At 72.3% G+C, this 14994-nt stretch carries 17 protein-coding genes and 1 pseudogene; 9 read left to right on the top strand and 9 right to left on the bottom strand.

What is annotated here, in order from left to right; all coding sequences use genetic code 11:
- Positions 1-3: 3 nt before the first annotated feature.
- A complete protein-coding gene (locus IE242_RS09295) occupies positions 4-717 on the bottom strand; it encodes an NUDIX domain-containing protein (protein WP_189857228.1) in 714 nt (237 codons plus the stop codon).
- 115 nt (positions 718-832) lie between these two features.
- Between IE242_RS09295 and IE242_RS09300 the strand changes: the two genes are divergently transcribed.
- Positions 833-1510, top strand: coding sequence for an AIM24 family protein (locus tag IE242_RS09300; RefSeq protein ID WP_189857230.1), 678 nt, complete (start codon positions 833-835; stop codon positions 1508-1510).
- A 44-nt stretch (positions 1511-1554) separates the two neighbouring features.
- On the opposite strand, the gene IE242_RS09305 is transcribed toward IE242_RS09300, so the two are convergent.
- Positions 1555-2745 (bottom strand): FAD-dependent monooxygenase, encoded by a 1191-nt coding sequence (locus IE242_RS09305; protein WP_189857232.1) that lies wholly within the window; start codon positions 2743-2745, stop codon positions 1555-1557.
- A 108-nt stretch (positions 2746-2853) separates the two neighbouring features.
- On the opposite strand from IE242_RS09305, the gene IE242_RS09310 reads away from it, so the two are divergent.
- Positions 2854-3306 (top strand): SRPBCC family protein, encoded by a 453-nt coding sequence (locus tag IE242_RS09310; RefSeq protein WP_189857235.1) that lies wholly within the window; start codon positions 2854-2856, stop codon positions 3304-3306.
- A gap of 125 nt (positions 3307-3431) precedes the next feature.
- On the opposite strand, the gene IE242_RS09315 is transcribed toward IE242_RS09310, so the two are convergent.
- Positions 3432-4160 carry a ribonuclease H family protein gene (locus IE242_RS09315; RefSeq protein WP_189857237.1) on the bottom strand — a complete coding sequence of 243 codons (729 nt, stop codon included), beginning with the start codon at positions 4158-4160 and terminating at the stop codon, positions 3432-3434.
- Positions 4161-4338: 178 nt separating this feature from the next.
- Positions 4339-4542, bottom strand: a pseudogene (locus tag IE242_RS37505) (VOC family protein); the annotation flags it as partial.
- 156 nt (positions 4543-4698) lie between these two features.
- Here IE242_RS37505 and IE242_RS09320 point away from each other — a divergent pair.
- Positions 4699-5715, top strand: coding sequence for a zinc-binding alcohol dehydrogenase family protein (locus IE242_RS09320; RefSeq protein ID WP_189857239.1), 1017 nt, complete (start codon positions 4699-4701; stop codon positions 5713-5715).
- Here IE242_RS09320 and IE242_RS09325 read toward each other — a convergent pair.
- Both IE242_RS09325 and IE242_RS09330 read right to left on the bottom strand, forming a co-directional pair.
- On the bottom strand, positions 5690-6667 hold the full coding sequence (locus IE242_RS09325) for a TerC family protein (protein WP_189857241.1): 978 nt from the start codon (positions 6665-6667) through the stop codon (positions 5690-5692). The genes IE242_RS09320 and IE242_RS09325 overlap by 26 nt on opposite strands.
- A gap of 131 nt (positions 6668-6798) precedes the next feature.
- Entirely contained in the window at positions 6799-7296 is a 498-nt protein-coding gene (locus IE242_RS09330; protein WP_189857243.1) for a VOC family protein, read from the bottom strand.
- Between the two features lie 229 nt (positions 7297-7525).
- Here IE242_RS09330 and IE242_RS09335 point away from each other — a divergent pair, with 229 nt between their 5' ends.
- Both IE242_RS09335 and IE242_RS09340 read left to right on the top strand, forming a co-directional pair.
- The gene (locus IE242_RS09335; protein WP_189857245.1) at positions 7526-8182 is read left to right on the top strand and encodes an ATP-dependent Clp protease proteolytic subunit; all 657 of its coding nucleotides are present in this window, start codon (positions 7526-7528) and stop codon (positions 8180-8182) included.
- A gap of 2 nt (positions 8183-8184) precedes the next feature.
- The gene (locus tag IE242_RS09340; RefSeq protein WP_189857247.1) at positions 8185-8787 is read left to right on the top strand and encodes a ClpP family protease; all 603 of its coding nucleotides are present in this window, start codon (positions 8185-8187) and stop codon (positions 8785-8787) included.
- Positions 8788-8815: 28 nt separating this feature from the next.
- On the opposite strand, the gene IE242_RS09345 is transcribed toward IE242_RS09340, so the two are convergent.
- The gene (locus IE242_RS09345) at positions 8816-9238 is read right to left on the bottom strand and encodes a helix-turn-helix domain-containing protein (protein ID WP_229858567.1); all 423 of its coding nucleotides are present in this window, start codon (positions 9236-9238) and stop codon (positions 8816-8818) included.
- Positions 9239-9347: 109 nt separating this feature from the next.
- Here IE242_RS09345 and IE242_RS09350 point away from each other — a divergent pair, with 109 nt between their 5' ends.
- Both IE242_RS09350 and IE242_RS09355 read left to right on the top strand, forming a co-directional pair.
- Positions 9348-10226 carry an aldo/keto reductase gene (locus IE242_RS09350; RefSeq protein ID WP_189857249.1) on the top strand — a complete coding sequence of 293 codons (879 nt, stop codon included), beginning with the start codon at positions 9348-9350 and terminating at the stop codon, positions 10224-10226.
- Between the two features lie 180 nt (positions 10227-10406).
- Positions 10407-11603 (top strand): streptophobe family protein, encoded by a 1197-nt coding sequence (locus IE242_RS09355; protein WP_189857607.1) that lies wholly within the window; start codon positions 10407-10409, stop codon positions 11601-11603.
- Between the two features lie 35 nt (positions 11604-11638).
- Here the strand turns inward: IE242_RS09355 and IE242_RS09360 are convergent, their stop codons facing one another.
- Positions 11639-12058 carry a hypothetical protein gene (locus IE242_RS09360; RefSeq protein ID WP_189857251.1) on the bottom strand — a complete coding sequence of 140 codons (420 nt, stop codon included), beginning with the start codon at positions 12056-12058 and terminating at the stop codon, positions 11639-11641.
- Positions 12059-12457: 399 nt separating this feature from the next.
- Here IE242_RS09360 and IE242_RS09365 point away from each other — a divergent pair, with 399 nt between their 5' ends.
- The gene (locus IE242_RS09365) at positions 12458-12862 is read left to right on the top strand and encodes a nuclear transport factor 2 family protein (RefSeq protein ID WP_189857253.1); all 405 of its coding nucleotides are present in this window, start codon (positions 12458-12460) and stop codon (positions 12860-12862) included.
- Between the two features lie 100 nt (positions 12863-12962).
- Here IE242_RS09365 and mgrA read toward each other — a convergent pair whose 3' ends face one another.
- On the bottom strand, positions 12963-13961 hold the full coding sequence (gene mgrA, locus IE242_RS09370; protein WP_271208728.1) for an L-glyceraldehyde 3-phosphate reductase: 999 nt from the start codon (positions 13959-13961) through the stop codon (positions 12963-12965).
- A 134-nt stretch (positions 13962-14095) separates the two neighbouring features.
- Here mgrA and IE242_RS09375 point away from each other — a divergent pair, with 134 nt between their 5' ends.
- Entirely contained in the window at positions 14096-14992 is an 897-nt protein-coding gene (locus IE242_RS09375; protein WP_189857257.1) for a LysR family transcriptional regulator, read from the top strand.
- The last annotated feature ends 2 nt before the right edge of the window (positions 14993-14994 follow it).

The raw sequence follows: 14994 nt of genomic DNA on the forward strand, positions 1-14994 counted from the left end.
GGGTCAGCCGGATCCCTCCGCGCCGCCCCCGCCCCTGAACGGCCCCTCCAGCGCCGCCCACTGCAACAGCATGATCGTCTTCGCGTCGGCGATCTCACCGGTGCGGATCATCTCCAGCGCGCGCCGGAAGGGCAGTTCGACGAGCTCGATGTCCTCACCCTCCTCGTCGAGGCCGCCGCCCTCGTGCGTACGGGTCGACGGGCCGTACGGGGCGGCATAGAAGCTCACCCGTTCCGTGACCGAACCCGGGCTCATGTAGACGTCGAAGACGTGCTGGATCTCGCCGATCGTGTGGCCCGTCTCCTCGACGACCTCGCGCCGCACGGCGACCTCGGGGTGCTCGTCCTCCTCGTCGAGCAGTCCGCCGGCCGTCTCGATCAGCATGCCGTCGGGGTGGCCGTTGACGTACACGGGATAGCGGAACTGCCGGGTGAGCAGCACGGTCCCGCGTCCGGTGTCGTACAGCAGCACGGTGGCGCCGTTGCCGCGGTCGTGCGTCTCGCGCTCCTGGGTGCTCCAGGTGCCGTCGGCGTGCTGGAAGTCGAAGGTGGTGGTGCGCTCGACGTACCAGTGGCAGGACAGGAGTCTCACGTCCCGCACCTTGACGCGCGGGTTGCCGGTGAGGTCCCGGCCGGTCCGGTCGAGTCCGGTGCGGCCGCGGCGGTCGGGGAGGTCGATGCCCACGGTCGGCGCGTCGGCGTCACGGAAAGTGGTCATGACCGCTTCTACCATCCCCGTCCGCCGGTGTCAGGACGCGAACGCCCCTCGGTGACCTCGCGCGCGGTCCGTAAGGAGGTTGGCGGAACAGGTTCGTCCGGGACAACATGCCTGCATGAAGGGTGATCTTTTCTCGGGCGAGCATCTCGTGCAGCCGGCGTCCGCGCCGGGCATGAGCGTGCAGAACGCCAAGTCGATCAAGTACGCCGTCAACGGGGAGATGCTCGCACGGCAGGGGGCGATGATCGCCTACCGGGGGAATCTGCAGTTCGAACGCAAGGGCCAGGGCATGGGCGGCATGCTCAAGCGGGCGGTCACCGGCGAGGGGCTGCCACTGATGACGGTCCGCGGGCAGGGCGAGGCCTGGTTCGCGCACGAGGCGCAGAACTGTTTCATCGTCGATGTCGAGCCGGGTGACGTGTTCACGGTCAACGGGCGCAACGTGCTGTGCTTCGACGCCACGCTGGCGTACGAGATCAAGACCGTGAAGGGCGCGGGCATCACCGGCGGCGGCCTGTTCAACAGCGTCTTCACGGGACAGGGCAGGCTCGGGCTGGTCTGCGAGGGCAGCCCGCTCGTCATCCCCGTCTCGCCGCAGCAGCCCGTGTACGTCGACACCGATGCCGTGGTGGGCTGGACGGCACAGCTCCACACCTCGCTGCACCGGTCCCAGTCGTTCGGCTCGATGATCCGCGGCGGCTCCGGGGAGGCCGTGCAGCTGAAGCTGGAGGGCGAGGGATTCGTGGTCGTACGCCCCAGCGAGGCGACGCCGCAGAAGGCCCAGCAGCACTGAGGAACCGAGAAGCGCTGCCGCGGGTCACACACACGCCGCCCGCGTCACGCGCGCGACGCGCGGGCGAGTCGCGGCCCCAGCCAGCGCTTGGCCCTGCGCAGCGCCTCCAGCCGCTCCGCGGCCCGGTCGAGCCGGTAGTAGAGCCGGGGCGGCAGGTACGGGAGCAGCGGGGAGTGCCGCTGGCCGAGGAGGGCGAACATCTCGTCCGGCGGCAGACCGATGTAGCGCGGCAGGTTCTCGTACCACTGGGCGCTGAGGCGGGCCGCGCTCTGCAGCGGGAGGAGGTCGGACCTGCGCTGCCGTTCGTACCGGGCGAGGGCGGTGCGCAGGTCCGGGTGCTCCCGCAGGGCGGTGGCCAGACAGCCGGCGTCCTCCAGGGCGAGGGTGGTGCCCGCGCCGACGGAGTAGTGCGTCGTGTGGGCGGCGTCGCCGATGAGGACGAGGTTGCCGCGGGACCAGGTGCGGTTGGTCAGGGTGCGGAAGGTCAGCCACCGCGCGGTGCCGTCGGCCCGGTCGCGGCCGATCAGCGGGTGGCCGTCGAGGAGGCCGGCGAAGATCTTCCCCAGCAGGGCCAGCCCGTCGGCCGCCCGCGCACGGTCGAGGCCCAGCCCGGTCCAGGTCTCCGGGGAGCACTCGACGACACAGGTGCTGCGCTCCCCGCTGAACGCGTAGGCGTAGGCCCAGATCCAGCCGTGGCCGGTCTCCTGGAAGGAGAAGGTGAACGCGTCGAAGACCTTGGTGGTGCCGAGCCAGATGTACCGGTTGCGGCCGAGCCGGACGTCGGTGCCGAAGTGGCCGGCGTGCGCCTCCCGCAGGGCGCTGTGCACCCCGTCGCCCGCGACGACCAGATCGGCGTCCGGCATGTCGTCCGGCGCGACGTGCCGCTGGTGCTCCACGGTGACGCCCAGGGACCGGGCACGTCCGGCGAGCAGTTCGAGCAGCCGGTGCCTGCCGATGCCGAAGCCCTGGTCGCCGTGGTGGACCGTACGGCTGCCGCGGACGTGGGCGACTCCCTCGCGCCAGCCGACCGAGTGCGCGCGGACGGCGGCCGCCGACTCGGGGTCGTACCTGCGGAGCGCGTCGAGCAGTCCCGACCAGTAGGTCACGCCCCAGCCGTAGGTCGAGCCGGCCGGGTTCCGTTCGTGGACGGTGATGTCGCAGGAGGGGTCCTGACGTTTCATCAGGATCGAGAAGTACAGACTCGCGGGGCCGCCGCCGACGCATGCGATCTTCACGGGCACGGAGCGTAACAGGGGGTTCGCTCCGGGGCGTGCGGGTACCCGGCGCGGCGAACGCGACATGGGCGCGATGTGCGCGACGTGTCCGACCCCAAGGAGGAAGCAGTGTCGCAGGTCGAGGAATCCGTCGAGGTCGGCGTCCCGGTGCGGACGGCCTACAACCAGTGGACGCAGTTCGAGTCGTTCCCCGAGTTCATGAGCGGGGTGGAGCGGATCGAGCAGCGCACCGACACGCTCACGCACTGGGTGACCAATGTGGACGGGGTCCGCAGGGAGTTCGACGCGGAGATCACCGAGCAGATCCCCGACGAGCGGGTCGCGTGGACCACGGTCGGCGGGCAGGCCCGCCAGGCCGGCGTCGTGACCTTCCACCACCTCGACGAGGGGCACACGAAGGTGATGCTGCAGATGGACTTCGACCCTCAGGGCGTCACCGAGACCGTCGGCGACAAGCTCGGCTTCGTGAAGCGGCAGGCCAAGGGTGACCTGGAGCGCTTCAAGACGTTCATCGAGAAGCGGGGCCGGGAGACCGGGGAGTGGCGCGGCACCGTCCAGTGACGGTCCCACCCCGACGGCAGGACGAGGGCCGGTGAGCGCACCACGCGCTCACCGGCCCTTCGGTCTTCCGGAGGGCCGACTTCCGAAAGGCCGTCTCCCGAAAGGCCGACTCCCGAAGGGCCGCGCTACGCGTCCGCGCGTCCCGCCGTACGGCACTCCGGGTGACCCCAGCCCTGGTCGTTCTTGGCGATGGGCTCCCCCGCCGCGTACGAACGGCCGCAGACGCAGCGGCCCGGGAACTTCGCCTTGAGCGTGCGGGAGGAGGAGCGGGACGAGGAGGAGGACGGGCGCCGGGCGGTTCCGCCCGAGCGGGCGGCCGGGACGCGGCGGGCCGTGGCCGCGGGCGCGTCGGGCGCGGGCGGCGGTTCCGGGGAACCCAGGGCGCTGCCCGCGGGCTCCTGCACGGTGGCCGCCTGGCTCGCGGCACGGTCGGCGAAGTCGTTGAGACGGTCGCCGTCGACCTGGTGGGCGGGGACGTAACGGAACTCGACCGAGCGGCCGTCGAGCAGCTCGTCGATGCGGGCGACGAGCTCCTGGTTGGCGACGGGCTTACCGGACGCGGTCCGCCAGCCCTTGCGCTTCCAGCCGGGCAGCCAGGTGGTGACCGCCTTCATCGCGTACTGGGAGTCCATCCGGACCTCCAGCGGGACGTCCGGGTCGACGGCCGTGAGCAGCCGCTCCAGCGCGGTGAGCTCGGCGACGTTGTTCGTGGTCCGGCCCAGCGGGCCGGCCTCCCAGCGGGTGGGCGTCTCCGCACCGTCGGCGACGACCCAGGCCCAGCCGGCGGGTCCGGGGTTTCCCTTCGACGCCCCGTCACAGGCGGCCACAACACGTTCCAGCATGGCACCGATCATGCCATGCGCGGGCCGGTGGACCGCTCACAGGGACCACGGGCAGGCCCGCCCATGGTTGTCGGCTGTCGGCTGTCCCAAGCTCAGGGCGTACGGAGCTCAGAGCACGTCGAGCGTCGTCGGTGCCTCGCCCCGGGTGGTCGCGAGGTCGATCACGGAGAACAGCGCGCCGTACGGGTCGCTGCTCCTCCTGGCCGGGCATCGGCGGCACGACGGCGCGCACCGCCCTGCCGTCGGCGTAGGCCTGGTGGGTGTGTCCGCCGTGGTCGGTGGGCATCTCCCGGAACGTCCAGCCGAACACGTCACCGTAGAAGCCCTTCGCCCCTTCGACGTCGTTGCACATCGCGTCGGCCCAGCAGGGTGTTCCCTCGGGTAGTGCGGCCATGGCTGTGGCTCTCTTCAGCTCGGCGGATGGTTCTGCTGTCCTCTTTCATGCTGGGGCAGGCCCGTGCGGCACCACGCGGGGAACGGCAAACCGCCCCAAACTGGTGTCCGGCACGGGGGGAACGGCGAGGTCAGGGGGCAGCTGATGAGTCGTGCGATGCGTGCGTGGCAGGTGGTGCGGCCGGGGCCGGTCGAGGGCGGGCCGCTGCGGTTCACCGAGAGGCCGGTGCCGGTGCCGGGCGCGGACGAGCTGCTGGTGCACGTCCGCGCGTGCGGCGTGTGCCGGACGGATCTGCACATCACCGAGGGCGATCTGCCGGTGCGCCGGCCCGGGGTGACGCCGGGGCACGAGGTCGTGGGTGTGGTGGCGGCGACGGGCGAGGACGTCCGCGGCCACACCGTCGGCGACCGGGTGGGGGTGGCGTGGCTGCGGCGTACCGACGGCTCGTGCGCGTACTGCGCCCGCGGGGCCGAGAACCTCTGCCCGGCCTCGCGGTACACGGGCTGGGACGCGGACGGCGGGTACGCCGAGTACACGACCGTACCGGCCGCGTTCGCCCACCGGCTGCCGCCCGGGCTCGACGACGTGGCGGCGGCGCCGCTGCTGTGCGCGGGCATCATCGGGTACCGGGCGCTGCGGCGGGCGTCGTTGCCGCCGGGCGGCCGGCTCGGCCTGTACGGGTTCGGCGGGAGCGCCCATCTGTGCGCGCAGCTGGCGCTCGCGCAGGGGGCGGCCGTGCATGTGATGACCCGGGGCGCGGCCGCGCGGCGGCTCGCGCTGGAGCTGGGCTGCGCGTCCGCGAACGGGGCGTACGACGCGCCGCCGGAGCCGCTGGACTCGGCCGTCCTGTTCGCCCCGGTCGGGGATCTGGTGCCGGTGGCGCTGCGGGCACTGGACCGGGGCGGGGTGCTGGCGGTCGCGGGCATCCATCTGACCGACACACCGCCGCTGCACTACGAGAGCGAGCTGTTCTACGAGAAGGAGCTGCGCAGCGTCACCTCCAGCACCCGCGCCGACGCCCGGGAGTTCCTCGCGCTGGCGGCCCGGCACGGCGTACGGGCGACGACGCACACGTATCCGCTGTCCGAGGCACGGCGGGCCCTGGAGGACTTGAAGGCGGGCCGCTTCGACGGGGCGGCCGTGCTGGTCAACGATTCTCCGGCCCGGCACTGATCCGGTTCCGCCTCTGCTTCCTCGACGCCCAGAGGCTGGTCACGGTGGTCACCGCGAGGACGGCCACGATGAAACCCAGCGAGAACGCGATGCCGATCTCGGGCACGTGCACACCGGACTCGTGCAGCGCGTGCAGCACCAGCTTCACCCCGATGAAGCCGAGGATGATCGCCAGGCCGTAGGAGAGGTGGACCAGCCTCTTCAGCAGACCGCCGATGAGGAAGTACAGCTGGCGCAGCCCCATCAGGGCGAAGGCGTTGGCCGTGAACACGATGTACGGCTCCTGGGTCAGCCCGTAGATGGCGGGGATGGAGTCCAGGGCGAACAGCACGTCGGTCGAGCCGATGGCGAGCATCACGACCAGCATCGGCGTCATGACGCGCTTGCCGTTCTGCTCGGTCCACAGCTTGGTGCCGTGGTAGCGGTCGGCCACACCGAAGCGGCGCTCGATCGTCTTGAGCAGCTTGTTCTCCTCGTACTCCTCGTCGTGGCCGCCCTTGCGGGCGTCCTGGACGAGCTTCCACGCGGTCCAGATCAGGAAGGCGCCGAAAATGTAGAACACCCAGGAGAAGGTGGAGATGATCGCGGCGCCCAGCGCGATGAAGACGGCGCGCAGGACGAGCGCCACGAGGACGCCGACCATCAGCACCCGCTGCTGGTACTGGGCGGGCACCGCGAACTTCGCCATGATGAGCACGAAGACGAAGAGGTTGTCGACGCTCAGCGACTTCTCGGTGATGTACCCGGCGAAGAACTCGCCCGCGGGTCCGCTTCCGCCGACGGCCCAGAGGCCGCACCCGAACACGACGGCCAGGGCGACCCAGACGGCCGACCAGATGCCGGCCTCCTTGACCGACACCTCGTGGGGCTTGCGCCCGATGACGAAGTCGACGGCGACGAGCAGGCAGAGCACCACGATGCTCAGCACCCAGCCGGTCAGGGAGACGTGCACGGTTCGTTCCTCCGGGCTTGTGGGGCGGCGGCCGGCTCTGCTGCCTTCCGCTGCCCGGGATCACTTCCACCCGGACCGGGGGAACGACACCTGGTCGCCCGGCAGACGACCTGCCTGGGCGGACGGTCCGCTCACTCCCCCGCGAAGGCCTTCTCCAGGGCGGGGAGGTCGAGCTTGTTCATGGAGTACATGGCACGGGTCACGCGGGCCACCCGCTCGGCATCCGGGTCGTTGACCATCTCCATGAACCGGACCGGGACGACCTGCCAGGACAGCCCGTACCTGTCCTTCAGCCAGCCGCAGGGGCCGGGCTCGCCGCCGCCCTCGGTGAGCCTGCTCCAGTAGTGGTCGACCTCCTCCTGGCTCTCGCAGAGGATCTGGAACGAGACGGCCTCGTTGAACTTGAACTGCGGGCCGCCGTTCAGGGCGACGAACTTCTGCCCGTTGGCCTCGAACTCGACGGTCATCACGGAGCCGACGCGCACGGCCGGGACGCCCTCGGGGCTGTCCACGGTGTGGCGGGTCACCCGCCCGAGCCGGGAGTTCTTGAAGATCGAGACGTAGTGGGCGGCGGCCTCCTCGGCCTGGCCGTCGAACCACAGACAGGTGGTGAATCCGTACGCGGGCATGGTGCCTCCTCGGCGCGAGAGTCGCGGGAGTCGCGAGTGTGTCGTCGCCCGTACAGACCGATGTCCGGCCGTGAACTCATCGGTGGTCCGCACCCGGAGTCGCCCCGGCGCCCCTCTCCCGATGCTCCTCTGCCCGTGGCGAATCTGCTGCGGGCAGAGAAAGCCCATGTCACGCGGCTTGCGCGGCGAGAGTGAAGAGGACGGCACGACCTACGGGAAGGACACAGTCATGACCCCGCTCATCGCCACCGGCCCCGCACCGGGCCTGGCGCCCCGCGCCGAGGAGGGGGACACCCCGCCCTCGCGGTTCGACGACCACCTCGCCGCGCAGCTGCTCGCGCAGCGGATCGTCTTCCTCGGCACCCAGGTCGACGAGGTGTCCGCCAACCGGGTCTGCGCCCAGTTGCTGCTGCTGTCGGCGGAGGACCCGCGCACCGACATCAGCCTGTACATCAACAGCCCGGGCGGGTCCGTGCACGCGGGACTCGCGATCTACGACACGATGAAGCTGATCCCCAACGACGTGTCGACGCTGGCCATGGGCTTCGCCGCGAGCATGGGCCAGTTCCTGCTCAGCGTGGGCACGCACGGCAAGCGGTACGCCCTGCCGAACGCGCGGATCATGATGCACCAGCCGTCGGCGGGCATCGGCGGGACCACCGCGGACATCGAGATCCAGGCGGACAACCTGGAGTTCACCAAGCGGACCATCGAGCGGATCACCGCCGAGCACACCGGCCAGACCCCGGAGACGATCTCCCAGGACGGCGACCGCGACCGCTGGTTCACCGCCGAGCAGGCGAAGGAGTACGGCATGGTCGACCACGTCGTCGCCTCGCTCGACACGGTACGGCCGGCCACGACACGACGCAGGATGGGGCTGTAGGCATGGGCACGTACACGATTCCCAACGTCGTCGAGCGGACCCCGCAGGGCGAGCGGTCGTACGACGTGTTCAGCCGGCTGCTGTCCGAGCGGATCATCTTCCTCGGCACCGAGATCGACGACGGGGTGGCCAACGTCGTCATCGCCCAGCTCCTGCACCTGGAGTCGTCGGCGCCCGAGAACGAGATCGCCATCTACATCAACTCGCCCGGCGGATCGTTCACCTCACTGATGGCGATCTACGACACGATGACGTTCGTCCAGGCGCCGATCTCCACGTTCTGCGTCGGGCAGGCGGCCTCCACGGCGGCCGTGCTGCTCGCGGGCGGCGACCCCGGGCGGCGCTTCGTCCTCGAACACGCCCGTGTGCTGCTCGGGCAGCCCGCGAGCGGCGGCCGCCAGGGCACGGTCTCGGACCTGGCCCTCCAGGCGAAGGAGATGGTCCGCATCCGCTCCCAGGTGGAGGAGGTCCTGGCCCGGCACACGCACCACGACGTCGCGACCCTCCGCGCGGACATGGACCGTGACAAGGTCTTCACCGCCGAGGAGGCCGTGGCGTACGGGCTGGCCGACGAGGTGCTCAGCCGGCGGCTCGTGGGCGTCTGAGCCCGGGCCGCCGGCGGTCGGCAGTCGTTCAGGCCGCCAGGCAGAGGCCGTTGTACGGCGACGTGGAGGTGGCCGTCGGGCGCGTGGCCGTCGTACGCGTCGTCGTCCGTACGGTGCTGGTGACGGCGCGGGGCCGGGCGCGGCGCGCCAGTTCGCCGTGGACGCGGGAGAGCAGATCGCCGAGACCCAGACCGAGGGCCTGGGCGGCGGCCGCGAGGACCTCCGAGGACGCCTCCTTGCGGCCCCGCTCCAGCTCCGAGAGGTACGGCATCGAGATCCGCGCCGCCTCCGCCACGTCCTTCAGGGTCCGCTCCTGCGCCAGCCGCTCCCGCCGCAGGACGTCGCCGACGAGGTCGCGCCAGAGGGGTTCCCTGGCGGTCTGCGGCCGGTCCGCGGGGCGCAGGGGAATGACGCGGGCTTCGTTCGGCGCTGGCTTCCTCTGATCGCTCATCCCCTCAGCCTAGGAGTCTCCTGCACCACGGGAAGTGCTCCGCGTTCCGCCCTCGACGAAATCGCCGCCCGAGGGGCGGGATAGGGTCGGGCCGTCGAGGGGGAGACCGATGAGTGCAGACACGCACGACCGCCACACGTCCGGCACGCCGAGCACGTTCTCCGTCGGCGGTGAACACCACGTGTCCCGGCTCGGGTTCGGCGCCATGCGCCTGCCGACCGGCTCCGGCCCGGGCCCCGACAGGAAGGCCGCCGTCGCGGTGGCCCGGCGCGCCGTCGAACTGGGCGTGACCCTGATCGACACCGCCCACATGTACGGCTGGGGAGCCAACGAGGAACTCCTCGCCGAGGCCCTGCACCCGTACCCGGACGACCTGCTGATCACCACCAAGGTCGGGGTCGTCCGGACGGACGGTCCCGAGGGGTGGGCGTACGACGCACGGCCGGAGAGCCTGCGCGAGCAGGTCGAGCAGGGCCTGCGGCGGCTGCGGACCGAGCGCGTCGGCCTGCTCCAGCTGCACCGGATCGACCCGAAGGTGCCGCTGGCGGAACAGATCGGCGCGCTCCGCGACCTCCAGCAGGAAGGGAAGATCGGGCACATCGGGCTGTCCGAGGTCACCGCCGCGGAGCTCGCCGAGGCGCGCGAGACGGCCGGGATCGCGAGCGTGCAGAACCGCTACAACCTCCTCGACCGGGAGCACGAGCCCGTTCTGGAGGCCTGCGAGGCCGCCGGCATCGCCTTCCTCCCCTGGCGTCCCGTGGCCGCGGCGGCCCCCGGCCCGGCAGCCGCGCTCGACGTCGTCGCCGCCGAACTCGGCGCCACCGCGCCGCAGGTCCTGCTCGCCTGGCTGCTCGCCCGCTCCCCGGTCGTCCTGCCGATCCCGGGCACCGCTTCGCTCGCCCACCTGGAGGAGAACCTCGCCGCGGCGCGCCTCCGGCTGACCCGGACACAGCGGCAGCGGCTCGACCGTACGGCCTCGTCCGCCTAGACCGTACGGCCTTCTCCGCCCGGCGCGACCGGCCCGCCCGGCGCGCGAACGGTCCCGCCCCTGCTTAGCGTGGGCGGGGTGATCCCCGAGAGCCCGTACCCCCACTCCCCCGGCTCCCCCGGCTCGCCCGCCGTTCCGGCGCCCGGTCGGCGAGCGGCCCGGCACGGCTGGACCGAGGCCGTGGCGACCGTTCTCGCCGGGCTGGTGGCGATGGCCGTGGTCGCCGGGCTCGGACTGTGGGCGGCGGGTGCCGCGGACCTTCCGGACAACGCGTTCCCCCGGGTCGTGGCGGCCGCCGTCGTCTCGGCGGTCGGCGGCGCGGTCGAGCTCTCGGGCGACATGGGCTCGCTCGCCGACAGCCGGGGCGGCCTGGTCGTGATGCCGCTGTCGGTGACACTGGTGGGCGCCCTGGTGATCGGCGCCGGCTTTCTGCGGCCGCTGCGGCACCGGGCGGTGGCCGGGGCACCCGAACTCGCGGGCTGGGCCGCCCGGATCGCCGTGCTGTGGCTGCTCGTGCTGATCGGTGCGGCGTCCCTCGCCCGGCAGACCTTCCGGGTCCCGCTCGGCGACGGCCTCCTCGACGACCTGGGCGAGCTGTTCGGGCTCGCTCCCACGGCGGGCTTCACGACCGATGTGCCGCGGACGGTGCTGTTCGGGCTGCTGTGGCTCGCGGGGGTGTTCGTGCTGGCCCTGCTGGTGTCGCCGGGGGCCCCGCTGCCGGCCCGGCTGGTGCGCCTGCACGGGGCGGTGCGTCCGGCCGCGTACGCGATGCTGGCGCTGCTGCTCGCGTACGTCGTCGTGGGGCTGGTGATCGCGCTGGTGGTGGCCGCGACGCGGGAGGACGCCGCCGGGACGTTCGCCGTGATCCTGCTCGGGCTGCCGAACCTGGTGTGGTTCGCCCTCACGATCGGGCTCGGCGCCTCCTGGACGGGCCGGGTGGACGGCCCTTTCGCGCTGCCGCTGCCGCGGCTGCTGGACGAGGCGCTGCGGACGTCCGGCGAGTCCACGCTGAACGTGCGGACCCTCGCCGAGCACGACGGCAGGGTGTGGTGGCTGGTGGTGGTCGCCGCGGTCCTGCTGCTCGCCGCCGCGGGTCTGGCGGTGTCCCGCTCCCCGGCCCGGGTGCGGCCGTGGCAGCACGCCGTGCGCCTGGCGGTCGCGTTGGTGGCGACCGTCCTGATGATCTGTTCGGTCGGCCGGATCTCCGCCCACTACGGGCTGTCGGTGCCGGTGCTGGGTGATCTCGGCACCGGGCTGTCCGGGGAGGTGTCCCTGCGGCCGCTGCTGTGGTCCGCGCTCGGGTTCGCCGCCCTGTGGGGGCTGGTGGCCGGAGCCCTGAGCGGGGTGTCGGCGCGGGGGGTGCGGCGGCGGCCCTGAGCGCTCGCCGGTTCCGCCCGGCACGGAGCGGGGGGTCAGGCGGCCGGCGTGGCCAGCGCGTGGGCCGTGCGCTGCACGCGCTGCATACGGAGCGCGTCGACGGACTCCGCGAGCAGCTCGTACTCGGTGGTGTCGTCGCTGGTCGCGACGCGGACCAGATGGCCGGCGGCCAGTTCCTCGGCCACGTACTCCTGCTCGGCGTCGTCCCCGCTCCAGGCGCGCAGCACGCCGGGGACGTCCGGCACGCCGTCCGCCACCGGGACGATCGCGTTCGGGGGGTAGTGCGCGTTCTCGGGGCGCGGGTCCAGCCGCTCGGCGATCCATAACGCCCGGTCGCGCATCCACCAGAGGGCGAGGGCCAGGGTGGGGGCGCGGTACGTGCCGAGCGGCACGCCCACACGCCGGCCGCCGCATATCCCGTACGCCGTGACATGGCACAGGAACTCGTCGTGCACGTTCGCTCCCCCATCGCAGCCGACAGCCGATCCGGCTCCGTACGTTTGCGCCCAGTTGGCCGTACACGTAGGGCGATGAGTCGAACACGCGCGGTGGCGCGATGGTTCATGCCTCAAGCGCCCTGCATAAGGAGTATTGCCACTCCTGACACTCTGTCACCACACGATTCCGGCCAGTCTGCCGTCGTATACACCGCCCGGAATGGCCGATTCGCCACGCAACCGCTCCGTCCGCCCGGCACCCCGCCCGGGTGCGGGCATGACCTGCCAGGTAATCGACGCCGCAGGCGCGGCCCGGGATCGTGGCGGTACCGGAGTACCACGGCCCCACCGGGGGCCCGGATCCGGTTGCGGACCGACCGACCGACTTCGTACGACCTCGATGGAGGCCTGCCGACCATGTCCACGATCACCCAGCGTCATCAGACCGCTGTGAGCCGGTACTTCGCCGCCTGGAACGCGTCCGGGGAGGAGGAACTGACCGCCGCGGTCGCCGCCGCCTGGGCCGAGGACGGCGGTTACACCGATCCGCTCGCCGACGTCCGCGGGCACGAGCGGATCGCGGCTCTGATCGCGGCGACGCGCGAGCAGTTCCCGGGGTACGTCTTCCGCCCGTCCGGCGCCGTGGACGGGCACCACGACATCGCCCGCTTCGGCTGGGAACTGGTCGGCGAGGCGGACGGCTCGGCGCCGGTCGCCGGGTTCGACGTCATCGCCTTGGACGACGAGGGGCGGATCCGCAGCGTGTACGGGTTCCTGGACCGGGTGCCGGCGCCGGCGCCGGTGCCGTCCGCGGGGGCGTGACGCGCGCGACGGGTCTCGGGCCCCCGCGGGGGGTGTGCGTGCCGGACGCCGTACTCTCCGGCACGCACACGGGTCTCGCACACGGCTCCGTGCCGAGCCGTCAGCCCTCCGCCCTGATCACCGCGTCGATACGGGCCAGCTCCTCGGGCTCGAAGTCCAGGTTGCGGATGGCCGCGACGCTGTCCTCCAGCTGCTGCGGGCTGCTCGCGCCGACCAGGGCGGAGGTGACGCGGCCGCCGCGCAGCACCCAGGCCAGCGCGAGCTGGGCGAGGGACTGGCCGCGGGACTTCGCGATGTCGTCGAGCTCACGCAGCCGCCGTACGAGGTCCTCGGTGACCTTGTCGGCGCTCAGGAACGGGCTGTCGCTCGCGGCGCGCGAGTCCTCCGGGATGCCGTCCAGGTAGCGCGCCGTCAGCAGGCCCTGCTCCAGGGGCGAGAACACGATCGACCCGACGCCCAGCTCGTCCAGGGTGTCCAGGAGCCCCTCGTCCTCGGGACGGCGGTCGAGCATCGAGTAGCGCGGCTGGTGGATCAGCAGCGGGGTGCCCAGCTCGCCGAGGATGCGGGCGGCCTCGCGGGTCTGCTCGGGCGAGTAGTTGGAGACACCGACGTACAGCGCCTTGCCCTGCTGCACCGCCGAGTGCAGGGCGCCCATCGTCTCCTCCAGGGGAGTCTCCGGGTCGGGGCGGTGCGAGTAGAAGATGTCGACGTAGTCCAGGCCCATGCGGGCGAGGCTCCGGTCGAGCGACGACAGCAGGTACTTCCGCGAGCCCCATTCGCCGTACGGGCCCGGCCACATCAGATAGCCGGCCTTGGTGGAGATCACCATCTCGTCGCGGTACGGCGCGAAGTCCGCCTTGAGCGCCTCGCCGAAGGCGGACTCGGCGGCACCGGGCGGCGGGCCGTAGTTGTTCGCCAGGTCGAAGTGCGTGACGCCCAGGTCGAAGGCGCGGCGCAGGATGGCGCGCTGGGTGGCGACGGGCCGGTCGGGCCCGAAGTTGTGCCACAGGCCGAGCGACAGCGCGGGCAGCTTCAGACCGCTGCGTCCGGTGCGCCGGTAGGGCATGTCCGCGTAGCGGTCGGGGTGTGCGGTGTACAACACGTACTCCTGTAGGGACGGAGGAGCAGGCAACAAGTGCCCACTCTGGCGTGTCGCGGCCCAGTGGTCCAACCGGAGAATCCGATGGGATTCAGCGACCGGGTTTCTCAATGGGCTCAGTAGGCTTCTCCGTCATGGAACTGCGTCACCTTCAGCACTTCGTCGCCGTCGCCGAGGACCAGCACTTCACCCGGGCGGCCGAGCGGCTGATGGTCTCGCAGTCGGGCCTGTCCGCCTCCATCCGCGCCCTGGAACGCGAGCTCCGGGCCCCGCTGTTCGTACGCACCACGCGCCGGGTGACGCTCACCGAGGCGGGGCGTGCGCTGCTGGTGGAGGCCGAGCGGATCCTCGCCCAGGTGCGGGCCGCGCACGAGGCGGTGGCCGCGGTGCAGGGCGTGCTGCGCGGCACGCTGTTCCTCGGCACCGAGCAGTGCATCGCGGGCGTGTACGTCGCCGGGCTGCTGGCCGCGTTCCGGCGGCACCACCCGGACGTGGAGGTGCGGCTGCGCCAGGCGGGGGCGGGCGCGCTGGCGGAGGAGGTCGCGGCGGGGCGCCTCGACCTCGCCTTCGCGGTGCGGACGCGGGCGGACGACGACCAGCTGCGCTCCGTGCCGCTGGCCGGCGAACCGATGATCCTGCTCTGCCACCCGACGCACCGCCTCGCGGCCGCCGGGGCCCCCGTGACGCCCCGGGACCTGAGCGGCGAGACCTTCGTCGACTTCCATCCCGACTGGGGCCCGCGCCGCGTCACCGACGCCGCCTTCGCCGCCGCGGGCGTCCGCCGGACCGTGGCACTGGAGGTCAACGACGTGCACGGCCTGCTCGACCTGGTCGACGAGGGCCTGGGGGTCGCGGTGGTGCCCCGGCACTTCCGGCACAAGCGGGAGTCCCTCACCGCCCTGCCGCTGAAGGGCACCGGCGACACGGAGTACGAGACGGTCGCCCTGCTGCCGCCCCCGCAGGCCACCGGCCCGGCGGCGCGGGCACTGATGCGGCTGCTGGACGAGATGGACGCCGGACCGCGGACGTGACC

The organism is Streptomyces poonensis (assembly GCF_014650915.1).
Taxonomy (GTDB): domain Bacteria; phylum Actinomycetota; class Actinomycetes; order Streptomycetales; family Streptomycetaceae; genus Streptomyces; species Streptomyces poonensis.